The organism is Waterburya sp. (assembly GCF_058530065.1).
Genome location: NZ_JBZNBU010000033.1, coordinates 14,207 through 32,802, shown reverse-complemented (window position 1 = coordinate 32,802; position 18,596 = coordinate 14,207). Strand labels below are relative to the sequence as shown.

At 38.4% G+C, this 18,596-nt stretch carries 17 protein-coding genes, 1 pseudogene and 1 riboswitch; of the genes and pseudogenes, 5 read left to right on the top strand and 13 right to left on the bottom strand.

Going from position 1 to position 18,596, the window contains the following annotated elements; translation table 11 throughout:
* Positions 1–252: 252 nt before the first annotated feature.
* A complete protein-coding gene (locus tag AC33VI_RS02395; RefSeq protein ID WP_491780673.1) occupies positions 253–1,116 on the bottom strand; it encodes a DUF6671 family protein in 864 nt (287 codons plus the stop codon).
* 98 nt (positions 1,117–1,214) lie between these two features.
* Here AC33VI_RS02395 and AC33VI_RS02390 point away from each other — a divergent pair, with 98 nt between their 5' ends.
* Positions 1,215–1,382 carry a hypothetical protein gene (locus AC33VI_RS02390; RefSeq protein WP_491780672.1) on the top strand — a complete coding sequence of 56 codons (168 nt, stop codon included), beginning with the start codon at positions 1,215–1,217 and terminating at the stop codon, positions 1,380–1,382.
* Positions 1,383–1,664: 282 nt separating this feature from the next.
* Here the strand turns inward: AC33VI_RS02390 and AC33VI_RS02385 are convergent, their stop codons facing one another.
* The 4 genes from AC33VI_RS02385 to AC33VI_RS02370 form a co-directional block, all read right to left on the bottom strand.
* Positions 1,665–2,987 (bottom strand): glutamate-cysteine ligase family protein, encoded by a 1,323-nt coding sequence (locus tag AC33VI_RS02385; protein WP_491780671.1) that lies wholly within the window; start codon positions 2,985–2,987, stop codon positions 1,665–1,667.
* Between the two features lie 270 nt (positions 2,988–3,257).
* On the bottom strand, positions 3,258–5,996 hold the full coding sequence (locus AC33VI_RS02380) for a UPF0182 family membrane protein (protein WP_491780670.1): 2,739 nt from the start codon (positions 5,994–5,996) through the stop codon (positions 3,258–3,260).
* 401 nt (positions 5,997–6,397) lie between these two features.
* Complete coding sequence (locus tag AC33VI_RS02375) at positions 6,398–6,634, bottom strand: lipopolysaccharide assembly protein LapA domain-containing protein (RefSeq protein ID WP_491780669.1); 237 nt, start codon at positions 6,632–6,634, stop codon at positions 6,398–6,400.
* Positions 6,635–6,673: 39 nt separating this feature from the next.
* Positions 6,674–7,396: a hypothetical protein gene (locus tag AC33VI_RS02370; protein WP_491780668.1), complete on the bottom strand. Its 723-nt coding sequence runs from the start codon at positions 7,394–7,396 to the stop codon at positions 6,674–6,676.
* Between the two features lie 178 nt (positions 7,397–7,574).
* On the opposite strand from AC33VI_RS02370, the gene AC33VI_RS02365 reads away from it, so the two are divergent.
* Together AC33VI_RS02365 and AC33VI_RS02360 are read left to right on the top strand one after the other, a co-directional pair.
* On the top strand, positions 7,575–8,204 hold the full coding sequence (locus AC33VI_RS02365) for a Uma2 family endonuclease (RefSeq protein WP_491780667.1): 630 nt from the start codon (positions 7,575–7,577) through the stop codon (positions 8,202–8,204).
* A 151-nt stretch (positions 8,205–8,355) separates the two neighbouring features.
* Positions 8,356–9,196 (top strand): annotated as a pseudogene (locus AC33VI_RS02360) (IS1634 family transposase).
* A 163-nt stretch (positions 9,197–9,359) separates the two neighbouring features.
* Here AC33VI_RS02360 and AC33VI_RS02355 read toward each other — a convergent pair.
* Entirely contained in the window at positions 9,360–9,623 is a 264-nt protein-coding gene (locus AC33VI_RS02355) for a hypothetical protein (protein ID WP_491780666.1), read from the bottom strand.
* A 74-nt stretch (positions 9,624–9,697) separates the two neighbouring features.
* Positions 9,698–9,925, bottom strand: coding sequence for a hypothetical protein (locus tag AC33VI_RS02350; protein ID WP_491780665.1), 228 nt, complete (start codon positions 9,923–9,925; stop codon positions 9,698–9,700).
* A 108-nt stretch (positions 9,926–10,033) separates the two neighbouring features.
* A riboswitch (cyclic di-AMP (ydaO/yuaA leader) is annotated at positions 10,034–10,161 on the bottom strand.
* Between the two features lie 667 nt (positions 10,162–10,828).
* On the opposite strand from AC33VI_RS02350, the gene AC33VI_RS02345 reads away from it, so the two are divergent.
* Positions 10,829–10,972, top strand: a complete 144-nt coding sequence (locus AC33VI_RS02345; RefSeq protein ID WP_491780664.1) for a hypothetical protein — start codon at positions 10,829–10,831, stop codon at positions 10,970–10,972.
* Between the two features lie 120 nt (positions 10,973–11,092).
* Here the strand turns inward: AC33VI_RS02345 and AC33VI_RS02340 are convergent, their stop codons facing one another.
* The 3 genes from AC33VI_RS02340 to AC33VI_RS02330 all read right to left on the bottom strand — a co-directional run bounded on the left by AC33VI_RS02340 (position 11,093) and on the right by AC33VI_RS02330 (position 13,782).
* On the bottom strand, positions 11,093–12,352 hold the full coding sequence (locus AC33VI_RS02340) for a glycosyltransferase (RefSeq protein ID WP_491780663.1): 1,260 nt from the start codon (positions 12,350–12,352) through the stop codon (positions 11,093–11,095).
* Positions 12,353–12,409: 57 nt separating this feature from the next.
* Positions 12,410–12,604 carry a hypothetical protein gene (locus tag AC33VI_RS02335; protein ID WP_491780662.1) on the bottom strand — a complete coding sequence of 65 codons (195 nt, stop codon included), beginning with the start codon at positions 12,602–12,604 and terminating at the stop codon, positions 12,410–12,412.
* Positions 12,605–12,693: 89 nt separating this feature from the next.
* A complete protein-coding gene (locus tag AC33VI_RS02330) occupies positions 12,694–13,782 on the bottom strand; it encodes a sensor histidine kinase (protein WP_491780661.1) in 1,089 nt (362 codons plus the stop codon).
* A gap of 280 nt (positions 13,783–14,062) precedes the next feature.
* Between AC33VI_RS02330 and AC33VI_RS02325 the strand changes: the two genes are divergently transcribed.
* Positions 14,063–14,620, top strand: a complete 558-nt coding sequence (locus AC33VI_RS02325) for a manganese efflux pump MntP (protein WP_491780660.1) — start codon at positions 14,063–14,065, stop codon at positions 14,618–14,620.
* A 36-nt stretch (positions 14,621–14,656) separates the two neighbouring features.
* Here the strand turns inward: AC33VI_RS02325 and AC33VI_RS02320 are convergent, their stop codons facing one another.
* The 3 genes from AC33VI_RS02320 to AC33VI_RS02310 all read right to left on the bottom strand — a co-directional run bounded on the left by AC33VI_RS02320 (position 14,657) and on the right by AC33VI_RS02310 (position 18,521).
* A complete protein-coding gene (locus AC33VI_RS02320; RefSeq protein ID WP_491780659.1) occupies positions 14,657–15,358 on the bottom strand; it encodes a winged helix-turn-helix domain-containing protein in 702 nt (233 codons plus the stop codon).
* A gap of 65 nt (positions 15,359–15,423) precedes the next feature.
* Positions 15,424–17,580 (bottom strand): glycine--tRNA ligase subunit beta, encoded by a 2,157-nt coding sequence (gene glyS / locus AC33VI_RS02315; RefSeq protein ID WP_491780658.1) that lies wholly within the window; start codon positions 17,578–17,580, stop codon positions 15,424–15,426.
* Positions 17,581–17,915: 335 nt separating this feature from the next.
* The gene (locus AC33VI_RS02310; protein WP_491780657.1) at positions 17,916–18,521 is read right to left on the bottom strand and encodes a YdcF family protein; all 606 of its coding nucleotides are present in this window, start codon (positions 18,519–18,521) and stop codon (positions 17,916–17,918) included.
* Positions 18,522–18,596 lie beyond the last annotated feature (75 nt).

Below are 18,596 nucleotides of genomic sequence, written 5' to 3'. Positions count from 1 at the left end.
TAAAGCTGAACTGAAGCTTTCGTCCCTCAAAAAATACAATTTTGTGACTTTTTTCGCCACAAGTTTTCCTCTTCCGAATTTCAATTTTTCATTTGACTCTCTTTTTTTCCTTACTCAGACTTTTTCAGTAAGCCCTAAATACTAAAGACTATTCTCTTCGAGCAATTCTCTTATCCCGAACTCAGGTTAAGTAATAATTGAGACTATTAAGCAAAAAGCGTTAAGTTGTCATCAATGGCTATTAGCTCTTAGCTAGGGATTGCAATAGGGACAATTACCAGGATCGGCATTTTTTTTCCCATTAGGATACATTTTCTTTTCTTGAAATTGGCATTTTTGACATTGATATATTTCAGCTAAAACTAAGTTAGTAGGGGCAGAACACCAAGCACATGGTAAACCAGGTTGTATTTCGATAACATCGAATCCTGGACAAGAACATTGAGGACATAATTGAGTGATTTTTTGAATTAAATTTAGAGTAGCCTCTTCAATTACTTGCATCCGAGTAGGATTGCACATTGCTCGAAGATCGGTTTCTAAATAAACTGTATCTCGATCTTTTGGATGTAGCATTAAATCAACTATTTCAACGAGAGTTTTTGTTTGATTTATGCCTTTAAAAATTTCTTTTTGCTTTTGAGTATTGGGTTCAGACATTACTACCAAACTGTGTTCGGGAAACCCAATTTTTCGAGCGAATTCTAAAGCTTCTGAGCTACTTTTTACATACTGATGATTATAATTAGTTTTTGTAGATAATGTTTCTCCAACTATTTCTAGATTATTAGTTCGATCTAGTAATAAAATTAATTCTCGATTGCAACTGATAAAAGGAATACTAGGGTGAGGGTAAAACGCCCCTTCACTGGCTATAGCTAAAGTTTCTCCCGTCAATTCTAAAACTGCTTCCGCTTTACGACGCGCTGCTGCTAATTGATTGCCCGCTCTCGGGATGTCCCTAGTAAATGTTCCAAAATGATCGCTATCAAAACTATTGGGTACTATTACCTTGACTCCAAACTCTCGCTCGAAAAGAGGAGCAATTACTCGTTCTTTTTGATGTTTAGTTGCCAAAATAGCATTACGATTGATTAACCAAGAATGTTGACTCATTGTGGTATTTTTGAGGCTTGATTAACTATTTACTTCAATTATTTGTTTAGTAATGTGTTCATCGGCAAGGCGATCGCTACCAAGATAAATAAACATCAGTGTTTACTATTGTAAACAACGAATCAAATAATTTTCAAGATATGTTGGCGGTAGAAAAGTTGGTTGAAGATGAGATAGAAGAAGTATTAAATTTAGAGTTACAGAAATCGGCTAAATTTGCTAGTTCACCCATGTTAGAGCCGATTATTTGCCGACCGAGTTTGTAATTGAATTTCGAGGAAAAAGCAGTGTAGACGACCAAATAGAATTAAACGACAAAAGTTTGTTTACAAACAGTCTTTCAAAACTTGATAGCTGAAGTAGTCACTGAATAACCAGGCTGTCCAAAATCATTACGTTTAATAGTTAATTTGATCTAGACCTATTACTTTCATCTAGAGATAAATTGAATAATTGCAGTGTCAGTTATCAGCCCAATTTCCTCTAAAGCGATCAAGTTTTTCATCTCCAATTAGATATATTTTAATTACATTCAATATCTTCAACCTTCAATGAATAGTCAGAAAATTTTTGGTCTGGCTGGATTTGAGAGTATTAACTTCTGATTCTAGGCGATCGCAACAATGCCGTACTAAAGTCAAACCATCTGCTTCTGATATTGTGCCTGTGGTACCAGAAAATTCGGCTAACAACTCAGCTTCAGTAGTAGTATATTTTCCTAAAGAGGTTTTGAATCTAGCCAAATAGTTAGCCAGCGCACTATCGTTTTGACAGCTAAATTCCAAAATAGAATCGAGATATTCTTTGACTGCGTTATTTTTGATGCCTTCGGTTACCGCAGCATAGAGTAATTGATGATTCAAATAGTTAAAATCAGGCACATTTAGCTGTTGTCCTTGTAGCTGAAATACTTTACATCCCGATTTTGGTCTGACGGTAATATTTTCTCTTCTCACCCGATTGGCAGCTTCAGAGATTAAAGCTACTAATGCTAAAGTAACTTGAGGATAATTGCTATCAGCATTTCTCAGTTCAACAGTACCAATTTTATTTAATCTAACGGGATTCCAACCTGCGGTTAATAATTCACCTCCAGCATCGAAAAACAATTGTCTGTCTACTCCCGAGCGATCCATTGCCTCCAGCCAACTATAGTAGCGCTCGAATAACTGACAGGTTAGTTCTTCTGGAGTTTGAGCATAGGGCATCAACCCACCAACAGATTGGAGGTTAGTATAAACTCCTTCCCAAGCAAAACGCTGGCTACCTCGATAGTGAATCGTCCGCATAGCTTTCTCTGTCACTTTACCCTCATAAAAAGGACAGGCGCGAGATAAAGAAATAATCGCCGCATCAAAAGCGATCGCCAAATTATAAATACTGATAACTTTTTCTCTGTCTTCAGGAGTAGAGTTGTATGCCAAACCAATTTGACCATTGACGACTCCATCGGGTAAGTCTAAATGAATATGTGTCCCCGTGCATTTGGCAGCATTGTCAAATCTTCCCGCGCCCACAGTTTTAACTTGTAAATGATAATTAGGTTGATTTCTAATAATTGGCGTAGCGTACAGAGGATAGGTCGAGAGGGGATAAATTCGCAACTCAAGTTCTTTTGAGGCTTGGAGTAAGATTTGCAGCAGGTCAAGATATTCTGTGATTAATTCGGCAAAACTATTGGCAGGAACAGTATTAATTTCAATAATATTTTTGACAAACTCAGGGGCAAAACAGTTTGGAGAACGATGTTGTGAGGCTGCTATTCTCCAACAACTTGCCAATAATTCATCGGCGCGATGGGATAAAAAGCCCTCTGCATTGACAATAAAAAATTCTTGTTCTAGTCCCAAACGAGAGTTATTCTGCTTCATACCTACACCATGAGTGTTTGACCTATTACAGCGATTTTCAGTTGAATAGAACCCAACTAATAACCAACTTTTTTCTTCTGCCCCCTGCCCCCTGCCTCATACAAAGATGTGGTCTACCCAATCAAAAACTGCTGTAAGTTTTGGGGGGATAATTCTTAAGTTTAATTATTTGAATCTATAAAGTTATCGGTCTTCAGTAGGATATAGTCGTTCTAATAATTTCCATACTTTAGAACGACTATAAGTTTTGAACAATATCCATTATCTTGATTACTCTTGTAGTTGCTCGATTATTTGTTTGAGTTGTTGTTGATAGCGACCGTATTCTGCCCAATTGCCCTCACGTTGGGCATTTTCGGCTCTCTCAAAAGTTTCTGCTGCTCGTTGAATCAGATTAGCATCTGGATTTACTGGAGTTTCTGGTTGCACTATCTGCTGTGTCGGAGGTTCGTTACCAAACAAAGCAGTTAAAGATTCTGCTAGGGTAGTCCGCATTACTACTTCTTTTTCATAAGCCACAATTACCCTTCTTAATTCTGGTAGTTCTCCTTGTTCGGCACGGAGGTAAACTGGTTCGACATAGAGCAAAGAATTGTTAATGGGAATCACTAAAAGATCTCCGCGAATTACTCGCGATCCTTTTTGACTCCAGAGGGTTAGCTGTTGAGAAATTTCGGGGTTTTGGTCGATGCGCGCCTCGATTTGAAATGGACCATAAATTAGCTTTTGTTTGGGAAATTCATACAGTAAGGTTTTGCCGTAATTTTCCCCATCAGATCGCGCAGCCATCCAAGCAATCATATTGTCTTTATTAACGGGAGTAAAAGGCAAAATCAGGACAAATTCTTCTCGATCTTCCCCTGGCAAGTTCATGATTTGATAGTAAGGCTCTACTGCCTGCTGGTTGCCTTCATAGTTTTCGGTGGCAAAACGCCAGAGATCTTCGCGATTATAAAATACCTGCGGGTTATTCATGTGATACGCCAGATACATTTGCGCTTGGATTTTAAACAGATCCAAAGGATAGCGGAAATGCTCGCGAACATCTTGGGGAATGCTATCCTGACTTAAAAATAAATCGGGGAAGATTTTGCGATAGGTTGCTAGTACTGGTTCGTTTTCGTCGATCGCATAAAACTGCATACTGCCATCGGTGGCATCGATGAGAATTTTAACGGAATTGCGGATATAGTTTATTCCTGCTTCGACGGGTTCGGCATAGGGAAAGCGATCGCTCGTAGTATAAGCATCGATAATCCACTGTAATTTGCCATCGATTAGGGTGATATAGGGATCGCTATCGAACTTGAGAAAGGGGGCAACCTGACGAACTCGTTGTTGAATATCGCGGTAATAGTGAATGCGGGATTCATTGGTGAAATAGTTGGAAATAAGAATTTTAAAACTACCCAAATCGTAGGCATAGGCTAGCTTGCGAATTAGATTGGGAATTGGTACGCCACCCTTACCTGCATAGGTAGTAAAGGCATTGGCGTTGCCTTGGGGATAGTCAAATTCTTGGGTGGTAGTGTTGGTGAAGATATAGTTGTCTGTTGATTCTCCATAATAAATAGCGGGGGCATCAACATCCAGATCTACAGGAGATACGGGGGGAATATTTTTAATCAATAATTCTGGTAAACCGTCTTCAGTTACTTCATTGACAGGACTCATGACCAATCCGTAACCGTGAGTATATTTTAAGCGTTGATTGACCCAAGTTTTAGCCTGTTCGGAGGCGCGATCGTATTCTAATTCTCTCGCCGAGAGCATAACCTGACGGTAATTACCTTCAATAGTATAGCGATCGATGTCTACGTCGTTGAATAAATAATAAGGACGAATTTCCTGTAGTTGACGATAGGTACTCAACAGGGGACGATAGTCCCAAAGGCGAATATTTTGAATCGTTCCTTCATCTTGTTGTAGAACTCGGGCAGATAATTCTCCAGAGACATTAAATTCTTGAGTATTTATGGTTTCTAGGTCGTAGGCTTCTCTGGTAAACTCTAGGCTATTTTCAATATAAGGTAGTTCTTTATCCAATTCATTGGGTTCGACCACAAATCGCTGCTGTAGTTCGGGATAAAGTCCATTAACCAGAAATAGAACGACTAAATAGAGAGCAATACCATAGAGGGGCAACATGGAACGACGCAACCAAACCGCCAAGATCGACAGTCCACCCAAAATTAATGCTCCAATGCCCATTACCCAGTAAGAAAACAGTCGGGCATGAGTATCGGTATAGCCAGCACCCCAGACTACCCCATCGGCAGAATAAAGCAATTCGTAACGCTTGAGCCAAAAATCAAAAGCTACCACTAAAGCGATCGCAGCAAGTAATAAAATTAGATGTGTTTTTTGTTTGCCCTGAAAGTTATTTTGCCACTGTCGTTCTAGTTTGAGTTTTTGTCCCGTGAGTTTCTGTCCCCGCAGATTGGGGAGAACAAAACTAAAACCCACTAAACCTTTGAGCAAATAGACGGCGATCGCAATTAACAATCCCGACACTAATAAAGTTAACAACCAAGTTTGCAAACCTTCGTAAAAGGGCAGTTTAAACAGATAAAAACTTAAATCCTTGCCATAAATCGGATCGGGACGATTGTAGTCCGTAGCATTAAGAAACTTGAGACTAGTTGACCAAAAAGCCCCACTAGCACTGGCTGCACCTATTGCCACCAGAAAAATTAGCACTGAAGCGGATAAATTGGCAATAGTTTTAGTGTAAGGTTCTAATTCCGTACTGATAAAAAAACTATAAGCGCGATCGCGACTCAAGCGATTGGCTAACCAGTAATTAAACCAGAGAAACAAACTATAAATAAGTAAGGTAGCAACCCAAATTGCGATCTGCCAGGTAATCCTCGTCCAGAAAACCCCCGCAAAATCTACTGCCTCAAACCACCAAGATTCGGTTAATAGATGAATTAGAGTAGAGGCAAAAGTTAAACCAATAAAAATAATTAAACCGAAAATGACGATCGCCTTTTGTCGAAATTGCATACCTAAAATATTGTTTATCGATAAAAAATGAAATATTGGGGTATTTGAGATAGGATACTCGACTAATCCTCAAATCTACTACTTCTTAACTACTTCTCTATCTTTGTTACTTTTGTTCTTTTTAACAGCCGTATTTATAGTTACATTATCCGCAATCTAACTATTTTTTTGCTCTGCTGTGGGAGGGAGATCGATAAATCGTCAAACTTTTTAACAAAACAAAAGAGGATGTTCTGGAAACATCCTCTCGATCGCTCAAATATAGTATGGATTGAAATTGTGCTTTATTTGCCAGCAATTTTATAGGTTGTTAGCTGGCGTTATTGATAATCTTATTTATACTTATTTATGATAAATCTTAGACTCGATCTTATGGTGCGATCGCGATCGCAAATTCCAGATTAATAATTGCCAGATTTGATTCTTCTTTTACGTGAAAATAGTAAAGGAAATAACCAGCCCAGTAGCGCGCCTATTGAGCCACAGCAAGCCAACAAAATACCTACAGGTAGCGTAATAGATTCAAAGGTTAGAAATTTTACCGAGACATCTTGAATGTTTTGAATGGAAAAAATGGCGATCGCTATAATCCAAATACTAAAAACCAGAGTATTTAATAAACCTGCAACTGCTTTCATATAATTTTGTTTAACCTGTGACTATTTTAATTATCTATACTATTGTTTGCGAATCGTTCTGCCTCCAGGAAGTTCCGAACCTAAAATAGTTCTAATTTTAATTGGTGCTTGTTGGGGATGGGGTTCCCAACCTACATCATAACCCTTAGCCCAGGCTTGTTTTCTGGCTTCGCGAAAAGCTTCAAAACTATCTGGTCGAACGATAAATACTAAGTAATCTTTTTCTGCATTATTATTAGCTAAAACTTGTTGAAATTGCGAGCCACTTGCCACTAATTGACTTGTATCTTCTCCTATTTCGTCAGATTTTGGTTCAAAGAATAAAGACACCCCTTCATCTACTGCCCTAACATTATAATTAGCAGTATTGGTGCGAAAATTACTTTGACGACCAAGAATACTGAGCAAACAAGATTGATAGTTATCTTGACGAAAACTATAGTCAAAAGAGTCGCTAGATCCTGAAGGTTTATTGCAATTGGGCAAATTATTAGATAGCTCTAATTCTTTTTCTCTAACTTGGCGCAAATCTAAATGACTAACTTTATTATCGTCAATTTCAAACCATAAAGATTCTTTATCAGTATCGGAAGATAAAGGAGTTTGAATAGTTATTTTACTTTTAGAACTGCCACCAGTCGCAATGAGAGTGACAAACAAACTGATAAACATCAGTACGCCAACGGTATTAGTCAATACATCTAGAAATGAATCTAGATTTTGCTCTATTGTATTACTTCTGCGTCTGCCTCTACTTCTCATGGATTAATTAATCGATCGCAACTTTGAATCTATTGGTCTGTATTATAGTGCTTATTCGTTTTTTCTTAGATAATCCGTTGGTTAATTCCATAGGAATTTCTCTGTTAGGCGATCGCAACACCTCTCAACTATCCAAGAACTATAATCTGAGTAATCCCAAGCAAAATTTACATTCAAAATGACTTCGGCAATACTAAGCGATAATTTTCCCTTACAACTTGAAGCGAATCGCACTACCCCCACACAAGATCGCGAGGAAAAATACATAACTTCTGGCGTAACTTGGCAAGCCTATGAATCGTTGCTGTCTGCTTTAGGCAATAGTTCGGGTTATCGCGTAGCTTATTTATTAGAAACCTTAGAAATTATGTCCCCCAGTCGCAGTCATGAATTAGATAAGAAAGCGATCGCCAGATTGCTAGAGGCTTACTTAGAAGCAAAGCGCATTCGTTTTTGGGGATTGGGTTCTACTACTTTCAAAAGTAAAGACAAGCAGGCGGGAAAAGAACCCGATGAGTGTTACTGCATCGGTACGGATAAAGAGATTCCTGACTTGGCGATAGAAGTTGTTTATACCAGTGGTGGCGTGGATACTTTGGAAGTATATCGACGGTTAGGTGTTGGAGAAGTTTGGTTCTGGCAGAATAATCGATTAAAAGTTTATTGTTTGCAAGACGATTCTTATCAGCAGCAACAGCAAAGTCAGTTACTACCAGATTTGGATTTAACTCTACTAGCTCAACATATAGTTATTCAAGATCCTCTAGATGCGATAGTACAATGGCGCGAAACATTGAGCAATGGCTGATAAATGCTCAATGTTTAATGTTCAATGAAATTAGCTCCAAAATTCATCTAGATCTACTTCTTCAATTTCTTTTTGTACCTGTTGAAACGAGGATTTCGCAGGTTGAGGAATAAAGGTAGGGTATTAAAATGAAGAGTTAAAGTAAACTACTTTGGATATCCAAGTTAAAAATCTAGATCGCTTAGGTATAGTGTGCCGTAATCATTGACCAAATCGGATTAGTCGAAGAAATAGATAGACTTATAGAACAACATCCTCAGCAAATCATGAGTACGGGACAAGTGGTCAAAGCTATGATTCTCAACGGGTTGGGTTTTGTCAGCGCACCTTTATATTTATTTAGTGAGTTCTTCATCGGCAAAGCAACAGAACATCTCTTAGGAGAGGGCATTAAACCAGAGCATCTAAATGATGACCGAATAGGAAGAGCTTTGGATAGCTTGTCGAATCAAGGATTGACTCCATTATTTACTAGGGTTGCCATGTTAGCTCATCAAAGATTTAACCTCTCAACCAAGAGCCTGCATTTAGATTCGAGTAGCTTTAGTTTATTCGGGAGGTATGAAGTAGAAAACTCAGATGAATCATCAGAATCAATTTAAGGGGTAAAGATTACTTATGGCTACTCCAAAGACCATCGACCAGATTTAAAACAATTCATGATGGATGTCATCTGTACAGGAGATGGAGATGTTTTGAACACTCCTCGCAGAGTGGCAGCTTTGGCGATGGTTATGGGTTTATGTTTACTGGTTTACACTTTAGGTCAACGTCAATTAAGACAAGCCTTAGCTCGTGAAGAAGAGACTATTCCCAATCAATTCAAGAAACCTACTTCTACTCCCACATTTAGATGGGTATTTCAGTGTTTTCAAGCAGTTCATCTGGTTAATCTTAATCATCAATTGCAAGTTTCTAATCTTACTGATGCTCGCCTGAAGATTTTACGTCTTCTTGGAAATCCTTGCCAAAAATATTATCTAATCTGCTGACCTAACCTGCGAAATGTCCGATAGAAGAACGAGCGATTAGATTAATAGTTGCGTAAAAAAAGGGCAGTTAGCTATTACGACTAACTGTCCTAAATGGTGTGGAGTGAGGAGTTGCCTGCCAACAGTAAACGTTTAGATTTGATTACAATTGGCAGACAAGACTTTAATTTTGTAATGCTTTTATTCCTTGCTTAGGTAGTTTGGGTGAAAAGGGTAGAGAACAAGCAAGCTTGCGTTCGTGCCATATTTTCCAGCGATCGAATAAATCTTCGGCTATGAGTTTAATCGAACCTTGGGAACGCAATTCAACTTTAAGGGTAGTTAGGCGATCTCCTGCTTCAGTCTCGCGATACCCATAGCCGATAACTTTTCCTTTGATATGAGTAGTCCTGTGTCGTACTTTGTCACCAATTTTGAACTGCAACATATTTAATCTCCTTGTTTGAACTTAAATTCACGTTTATCGCCAAAAACGATGGTTCGAATAAAACAATTGATCGTTTAAGCTGCGATTTTTCTCTGGGGAGATTGAATGATTATCGGTAGTTGATGACGCACAAAACGCCACTCACTAAAAGTATCTTCTATATTCCTAATATAAATTTGTTTCAGAGGTTTCACCTTCAGGGTCAAAAAATAGGTCGAAGCCGTAAGACGGCAGCCATAACCAACTATCCGACCTAGTTTTCCCGTTTGCTTGTGTTGTACTATATCGCCAATTCTAAACATGATAGTGAGTCTCCTTAATAACTGATGAACGATGAAAAGAGCAGTTAATAAATAAGGAGGATGACGAGACTTTTTAAATAAATTTTGATATTTAATTTATTATCTCTTCAACCCTCTCTCAATGCCGACGAGGTTAGCTGACGGACTAGGACTGAGAGATGTCCCTTTCTGATTAGAAATACGCCCCAAAATTTGGTTTCCCCGCTTCTTTTTGCAGAACTAGGCTGACTGAACTCTAATAATAAAGATAAGTTACGGTTGTGAATATTTTGTGTCTTTAATATTTCAATTTTGACATAGGGTTATTCGATACTCACCAAAATTGCCAGTGGTTCAAAAAAAGAAGTTGATAAAGATGGCGTTAACAGAAAAATTGTTGTTAAAGTTAAAACTATTACGCCAAAAAAATTAAGCAATAAAATTTCTAGCTCGAAGCAATATTCTAAAATTGCTCCCAAGGCAATACCAAAGATTATGACTATTCCTTTTCCTTCGATATTTAAGATTGAAACTGAGGTTGTGTAGATAAATGCGATCGCAAACAGTAACAAGCAACTAAGGCAAGACTTTAATTTTTCAAATACTTAAAACATCAAACAATAATAATTTACAAGGCGGCTAAGTATTGAATAATTTTTACGCCATAATTTCGTCAATCTGAGATCGAGCGAGATATTTTAATTTTTCCTACCTAGAATATTTCTCAAGCTTCTAATACAAAAAACATAAGCGAAAAATATTAGTAAAATGGTTAGATTGTCAAAAATTAGCAATGATTCTAAATTCAAAAAAGTTTTATTAACATTTCTAATACTACTTAGATTAGAATAAGCTTTGACTAAAATAAAAAGCCAACTCAGATTGAAGGTAAATAGTAGAACTAAAATAGAGGAGAGAACCTTAGTGAAACCATTTTCAGCTTGCTCTCCCGAAGATTTAGATAAATTATATTTATCCATAATTCACCATCCAAAACCTTATAAAAATCTGATTTTTCTCGGCTTCGGTCTACTTTCTTTCCTGGCTTCAACAGGAAATACCTTGTAGAGAAGCAGGATAATCGCGCCAATAAAAAACGAAATAGTTAATCCAGGTATTAAAATATAAATCATTATTTTGGTACTCCTAATTATTGATTAAAGTCAAACCAAAGCTTCAAGGAAAAATTCAACTAGCGCGGAAAGAATGTTGTAGAGATTTAGACAAAAATTCTAGATTTTGCTGTCCTATTTGTTCTAAATAAAATTCATTAATTTGGTCGGCAACAACATCCCAAGAAAATAATTCTTCGACTCTATTTCTAGCTGCTAGAGCGAACTCTAATCGCATTTCAGGATTGGTAGCCAAACGATGAATCGCTCTGGTTAAGAGGAAAGAATTTCGAGAAGGATACAAGAAACCCGTTTGTTCTGGAACTACTACATACTTTAAACCACCTAGGTTGGAAGCAATTACGGGCGTACCGCTAGCCATAGCTTCTAGGGCAATTTTACCCGAAGGATTGTAATGACTGGGAACGACGCAAACATCCGCAGCCGAGTAATAAGTAGCTAATTCCTCTCGACTCAATCCTTCAACTATAGTAGTGATGTTATCGATTGCCGTATCCCAAATTTGCTTTTCAATGCGCTTTCTTTTTAAAGGGTTATGGGGAGAATTATCGATTATAGTCAAGCGAATATTGCTATCTCTATGTAATTGGGGTTTGCTGACAGCTTTAATTAAGGTTTCAATGCCCGAAATGCGATCCAACTTCCCGACATAAAGAATATTAAAAATATCCGATGCCAATTTCAAATCTTTTCTTGCCGATTGACGAGAAACAGAACCAAATAAATCAATATCCGTACCGTAAGGCACTATCTCAACATAACCTTTCTCCGATACTAATTCTCGCAAATAGTCTCGTTGTTGGGGACAGGTGGCAATAGTCAGATCTGCCATTTCTAAACAAGTCTTCTCAATTGCCAAACGGGTTTTGGCAAGATTGGGTATGTCTTGAGTAACAGCATATTTAACCGCACCCAAAGAATGATAGGTATGGATATGTTTGAGGGGTTGGGTCTTTTTAAGTTCTATACCAACCCAAGCCGACAACCAATAGTTAGTATGAATCAGGCGATACCTCAGTTGATTTTCTTGTTGAAATTTACGCAGTTGCTTGAGAAAATCAGGCAGAAAACCAATTAATTGCTGACTAGTTATTATTTCTTCCATTCCTGCTTTCAAACGAATAGTGCGACAACCAGGATTGTGTTCTACTATGTCTGCTTGTGAGGCATCTATTTTGCGAGTAAACATATCTACTTGCCAACCCAAGGGAGATAAAGCTTCTCCTAACTGGCGAACATATGTGTTTTGATTCCCAGTTTCGCTGGCAGGATCGCTATGAACAGAAATCAAGGCAATAGTTTGTTGTGATTTCATGGTTTGAAATATCAATTAAATTGAAGGTTGAGGCGGCTACAAACAGATCGAGCGAGACTAAGTTCTGGTAATATACGGCGATTCGATTTTACTTTCTGCCAAAGATTTGGGAGATTTCGATTTTCTACTCCCTAACGACGAAATTAAGGTCAAAGAAACTAACAAAGCAGACGGCTGACTCATACTGGGGAACATCGAAGAGTAATTATTCATAGTTGGCTCGACCGTGGCAAGATCTAAATCTACAACCACAATTATTTTTTATTTTGTATTCCTAAGATTAACCACTAGTTCTTTCATTCTGGTGACAGCCAAATGTCAATTTTGACAAACGACTACAATTAGATGGGCAAGAAAAATTTAAACGTACTGCCAACTCCCAATTGACTCTCAACCGAAATTTCTCCTCGGTGTATTTCCACTAAACGCTTGCAAATAGCCAACCCAATGCCCGTACCGCCATAGGTGCGATCGCGAGATTGTTGCGATCGCCAGAAACGATGGAATATGTAAGGCAATTCCGATTCAGCAATGCCCGAACCCGTATCCTTGACGGCAATCCAGATGAAATTGTTTTCTAGCCAAGCTTTAATAGCAATCGAACCCTGAGGGGTATGACGAATAGCATTACTGAGTAAATTAACTAAAACCTGTTCGATGCGATCGCTATCAATGATAACGTAGGGTAAATCTTTTGGACAGTCTAAACTTAAACTGCGATCGCTATCTAATAACTGTTCGGCAAATCTCTCCGTCAGAGGTTGGAGGAGTTGATATAAATTAGTAGGCTTTGGGTTTAGGGCTAAATTACCCGTTTCTGCTTGGGATAGTTCTTGTAAATCGTTGAGTAATCGCTGCAAACGTTTGGTTTCCCGAATCAGGCGAGAATAAATACGCTCGTTGGCGACAATAATCCCGTCGGCTATTTCCTCTAATCTTCCCCTAATAATAGTTAAAGGCGTTCGCAATTCATGAGTTAGATCGTCAATAATCTCTCGTCGTCTTTCTTCCACTTCCTCTAAACTAGAAGCCATACGATTAAAACCCATTGCCAGACGATCTAATTCGGGAATTTCAAAATGACACATTCTCTCGTCTAACTTACCATTAGCAAATTGCTCGACAATGGTTTCCATTTCATTGAGGGGTTGCACGATCCGCTTTGCCAGCCAATAACTCAAAATGGCTGCTGCTAAAGTACCGATTAAAAACGACCAAAAATTCCCCCGCGCCCAAGCCACTTCAAATACTTCTAATAACTGAGTATGAGCAGTACGAATATTTAACCCTCTTCCCTCTAGATCGCGGACGTGAAACTGAAAAAATCGAGGCGAAAAAAAATTTCCCACTACTGAGGATGCAGTTACTCCAACAATAGTTACTAGAATGTGGGAAAAAAACAGTCTAATTTGTAGATTCAACCTTTTCATAACCTATAACCTTGTTTAACCCATAACCTATAATTCTGACTGATTGACAAAATATTTAGCCAACATTAGAGGGATAGGTTTGAACCTGAAATTTTAGTTAACAAATTCGCTGCTCATGCTGTTTGAGTGATGAGATCGCGATTCGCAATATGTACTTGTTTATGTTTAAAAATTATGAATTAAAAATGATAAAAACATGATTGAAATATGATAATTCAAAATTATGAAAATTAGTTATAGTAATAAAAAATATTTTAAAAAAATAAATATCAAATAACTGATGGAGTTAGTAAATATTTCTTTAATGGGGATTGGTTTGGCTGCGGATGCCTGTGCTGTTTCTCTGAGTAGTGGTTTAGTTATTAAACATATAAAGTTAAACAAAGCATTAAAAATTGCTTTGACTTTTGGTATCTTTCAGGGAATTATGCCCCTTATTGGCTGGTCTACTGGTTTATCTTTTCGAGAATTATTTACGCAGCTAAATCATTGGATTGCTTTTAGTTTATTAATAATTATCGGTGCAAAAATGATTCATGAAACTATTCAACCAGAAACAGAAACCAAATTTAATCCACTTGATAATTACACCTTACTGGGACTAGCAATTGCTACTAGTATTGATGCTCTAGCAGTGGGCTTGAGTCTTTCTGTATTAAAGGCTTCTATCTTGTCCGCAGCAGGGGCGATCGCTATGATTACTTTTTGGTTGTGTTTGATTAGTGTTTACCTCGGTCACAAATGGGGAAGTCTTTGCAAAATTAAACTGGAAATTGTTGGTGGAATTATTCTTATTTTTCTCGGTTGCAAAATTTTAATTACCAATTTAATTGGCTAAATTCTATAAAGAAAGTTGTTATGGGTTATAGGTTAATTAGGAGTCTTCAAACTTATAACCCACTCCCACAACAGTTTGAATAAATTTTGGTTTACTACCAGCAGGTTCGACTTTTTTCCGCAATCTGGCAATATGGGTATCGATAACTCTCTCTTCCCCAAAGAAATCATCCCCCCAAAGCTTTTCAATTAGTTGGCTTCTTTCCCAGACTCTACCAGGATGCTTGACGAATAATGCCATCAACTTAAATTCCGAAGAGGATAAATCCAGGTGTTTTGCCGATTCTGCTTCTAAATGACGAGTAATGGAATGTTGCTCTAGATCGATAGTAAAAGATTTGGTTCGTATTAGTTGAGAGCGATCGCCTTCGCGCATTCGACGGCGCAATAAAGCTCGCACTCTAGCTACTAATTCCCTGGGGCTAAAGGGTTTTACATAATAATCATCTGCCCCTGTAGACAAACCAATAATGCGATCGATTTCTTCCCCCCTGGAAGTCAGCATCAAAATATAAGGATCGTTGGCTACTGGCTTGGCACGAATTTGGGTACATACCTCTAACCCATCTATGCCAGGCAATCTTAAATCGAGAATCACTAAATCTGGTTGACAATCGCTGTAGAGTCTGAGGGCAGAATAACCATCATGGCATACACGACAAGAAAATCCCTCGACTTCCAGAGATTCTCTAATAATTTCTGCAATTTCTCGTTCGTCTTCAACAATTAAAATTTTCATCTATCGATTTTTACATCCAATGACTGATAATCGGCGAAAAAGAAAAGCTTAATCCTCTTCTTGATCTAAGTTGACGAACAGTCTCTTACAATTGCGCCAAAATCAGCCAAGACTCTGGCGTGATTGCGTAATAAACCTAGAAGATTTAAACGGTTACGTTTGACATCGGGATTTTCTGCCATGACCAAAACGCTATTTTCTCCATCAAAAAAATTACTGACTACTGGAGCAATTTTAGTCAGTTCGTCTACTAATAATTGATAGTTTCTTTCTTCTTGAGATGCTTCAGTTTGAGGTAATAATTCCACCAAAGCATGATAAAATTCCCGTTCGGAATCTTGCTCGAATAAATCGGGATTCACATATTCTTTTGGATCTAAAGCAGCAGTGTCTAAATCCCCTTTAGTTGCCAAACGTGCAGAACGATTAATAGTTTCGTAAATGGCGTTTAATTGACCGTTATTACGAATTTCTTGGAGAAATAAAGCGCGATCGCTTGCATCTAATAAATCTTTTAAAGCACGCTCGGTATATTCGGCATCTCCATCCCCCAAAATAGCATTGACCAAATCGTAGTCAATATTTTCTTCGTCTTGCAACAAGGTTTTAATTCTTTGTAAAAAGAACTCTCGCAATAATGGGAGAGGGGATTCTTTGTCGGAATGGGCGGAAACAAAATCAGCGCAAGTTTGAACTAATAGATCGTCTAAATCGATCTCCAGATCTGCGTCCCAAGTAATGTTAATTATGGCATTAGCAGCGCGACGTAAAGCAAAAGGATCGGAAGATCCGCTAGGAATCATGCCAATACCAAAAATTCCGACTAAAGTATCCAAGCGATCTGCTATGCCTACGACTCTACCGTTGAGGGTATTAGGCAGTCTATCGTCGGCATTTCTAGGTAAATAATGCTCGAAAATCCCTTTGGCTACGGTAGGCGACTCGCCACTAACCACTGCGTATTTTTCCCCCATAACTCCCTGTAATTCGGGAAATTCATAAACCATTTGAGTTACTAGATCGGCTTTACACAATAGAGCCGTACTTTCAATTTCGTTATTCTCTGCTTCGCTCACTCCTAGTTGCTCGCCAATGATTTTAGCCGTATCGATGATGCGATCAACTTTATCTCGCATCGTACCTAATTCTTCCTGGAAGGTAACGGTTTCTAATTGAGGAATATAAGTATCTAGATGCTCGTCGCAATCTGCTTGGTAGAAAAACTGTGCGTCTGCCAGTCTGGCGCGAATTACTCGACCATTTCCTTCCGCAATGACATCCTTTTTACTGGGGTCACCGTTAGAAATAGTGATAAAGTTGGGCAGTAAGGTATTGTTGCCATCTTTCTGGTGTACGGGGAAATAGCGTTGGTGACTGACCATCACCGTAGTAATTACTTCCGTAGGTAATTTTAAAAATTCCTCTTCAAATTTACCAGTTACGGCAGTAGGATATTCTACTAGATCGATGACCTCTTCGAGTAAATCGGGATATATTTCGGCTTGACCGCCCAATTTATCGGCTTCAGCCTGAATATCGGCAACTATCTTTTCTTTTCTAGCTGTAGATTCTACTTCTACCCCTGCCGATCTCATAGTTTCCACATAATCGTTAGCTCTAGCAAGGGTAATATCTTGTGGATGCAATACTCGATGTCCGCGAGAAATGCGATCGCTTTTGATAGTCTCCGATCCGTTAACCAATTCTAAAGGTAAGACTTCACTATCCCATAAAGTTACCAGCCAACGAATAGGACGGGGAAAGCGTAAATCTCCATCTCCCCAACGCATAAACCGCTTACCTTCCAAGCCAGTAATCCATTGAGGACATAATTCTTGTAAAATCTCTTTGGTGCTGCGTCCTTTAATTTGTTTTTGGATAAAGACAAACTCCCCCTTGGGAGTATCGCGAATCTCAATATCTGCTAAACTGACTCCCTGCTTGCGGACAAAACCCTCAGCAGCTTTAGTGGGTTGACCGTCTTTGAATGCAGCCCTGACGGGCGGTCCTTTGATTTCTTCTTCGCGGTCTGACTGCTGTTCGGGAATATCTTTAATTAATATGGCTAAACGGCGAGGAGTCCCATAATATTCGATGTTAGCGGGATTTAAAAATTCTTCAGATAAACTAGCGGGGACTTTTGTTTTCCACTGCGCGATCGCACTGCTTACAAAATCTGCGGGTAGTTCCTCTGTACCTACTTCTAGTAAAAAATTAGCCATAAAAAAGATTTACTCATTGCCATTCCGTCTAAATAGAATAGCAGGTATTAAATCTCAACATAAGTAGCTGACTAAATTTAACCTCAGTTCGGGTTAAGCTACTGGCTATCGATCTAGCTATTAGTCACTAGTTACTAGTTATTAGTTAAAGCTTATTTGTATTACAAACAGTGATTAAAAATCCTTCGGGCGGGCGTGGAATAAGAGTCTTCAGACACGAGCATTAGTTGCGGTAAACTACGGGCATTACTGCCCTCTGAAAACTAAGAACCAAAAACTAAAAACTAAAAACTATTCTTTTTGAGCAATTCTCTTATCCCGAACTCAAGTTAAATTTAACAATAAGACCCATTGCGACAAAGAAAACCACCCCCCGTTTTCCGATTTAAACTAGCTCCTGTATGTTTGGTAAAAATCCAGAATGTAGACCGCAAAATATCCCGAACAATTTTCCATTTAGGTTCTAAAGGTCGGGCGGTAGTTCGAGCAACCCCAGTATAAGCAATACCTCTACTACCCAATACCCAAAAAGCGATCGCTTTAGCTCTGGGAAGGTGAAAATCATCGGTAATTAGATATATATGTCGAATCTTCTGCTGGTTAAAATCATTAACTAGGGTTGTAAAGTTAGTCACGGTATCTGTAGCACGGCGATCGATATAAAGTCGACGATTATCGACTCCCCCCTGATGAAAGATTTCTCTCGCCCTATTTTCCTTACTTCCAGTGGACACCCAAATAGGTAAATCGGGATGTAAACTAGCAAATTCGGCAGTAAATACCTCTCTTTGATGTCCTCCACCTAAAGTCAAAATAGCTTGAGGTTTGGGGTTTGTTTTTAGAGCGATCGCTAATTTTATGGGTGCGATCGCCAAACTAATGATAATAAAACCAATAACGGCGACAGTAATAAATTTTCGTCGATTAAAATATTGCTTCACTTTAGAAGATAGTAAGACGATGATTAATTATCAATTTTCGCCTATCAAATCTAAATCCAGTACTCATTACTCGTA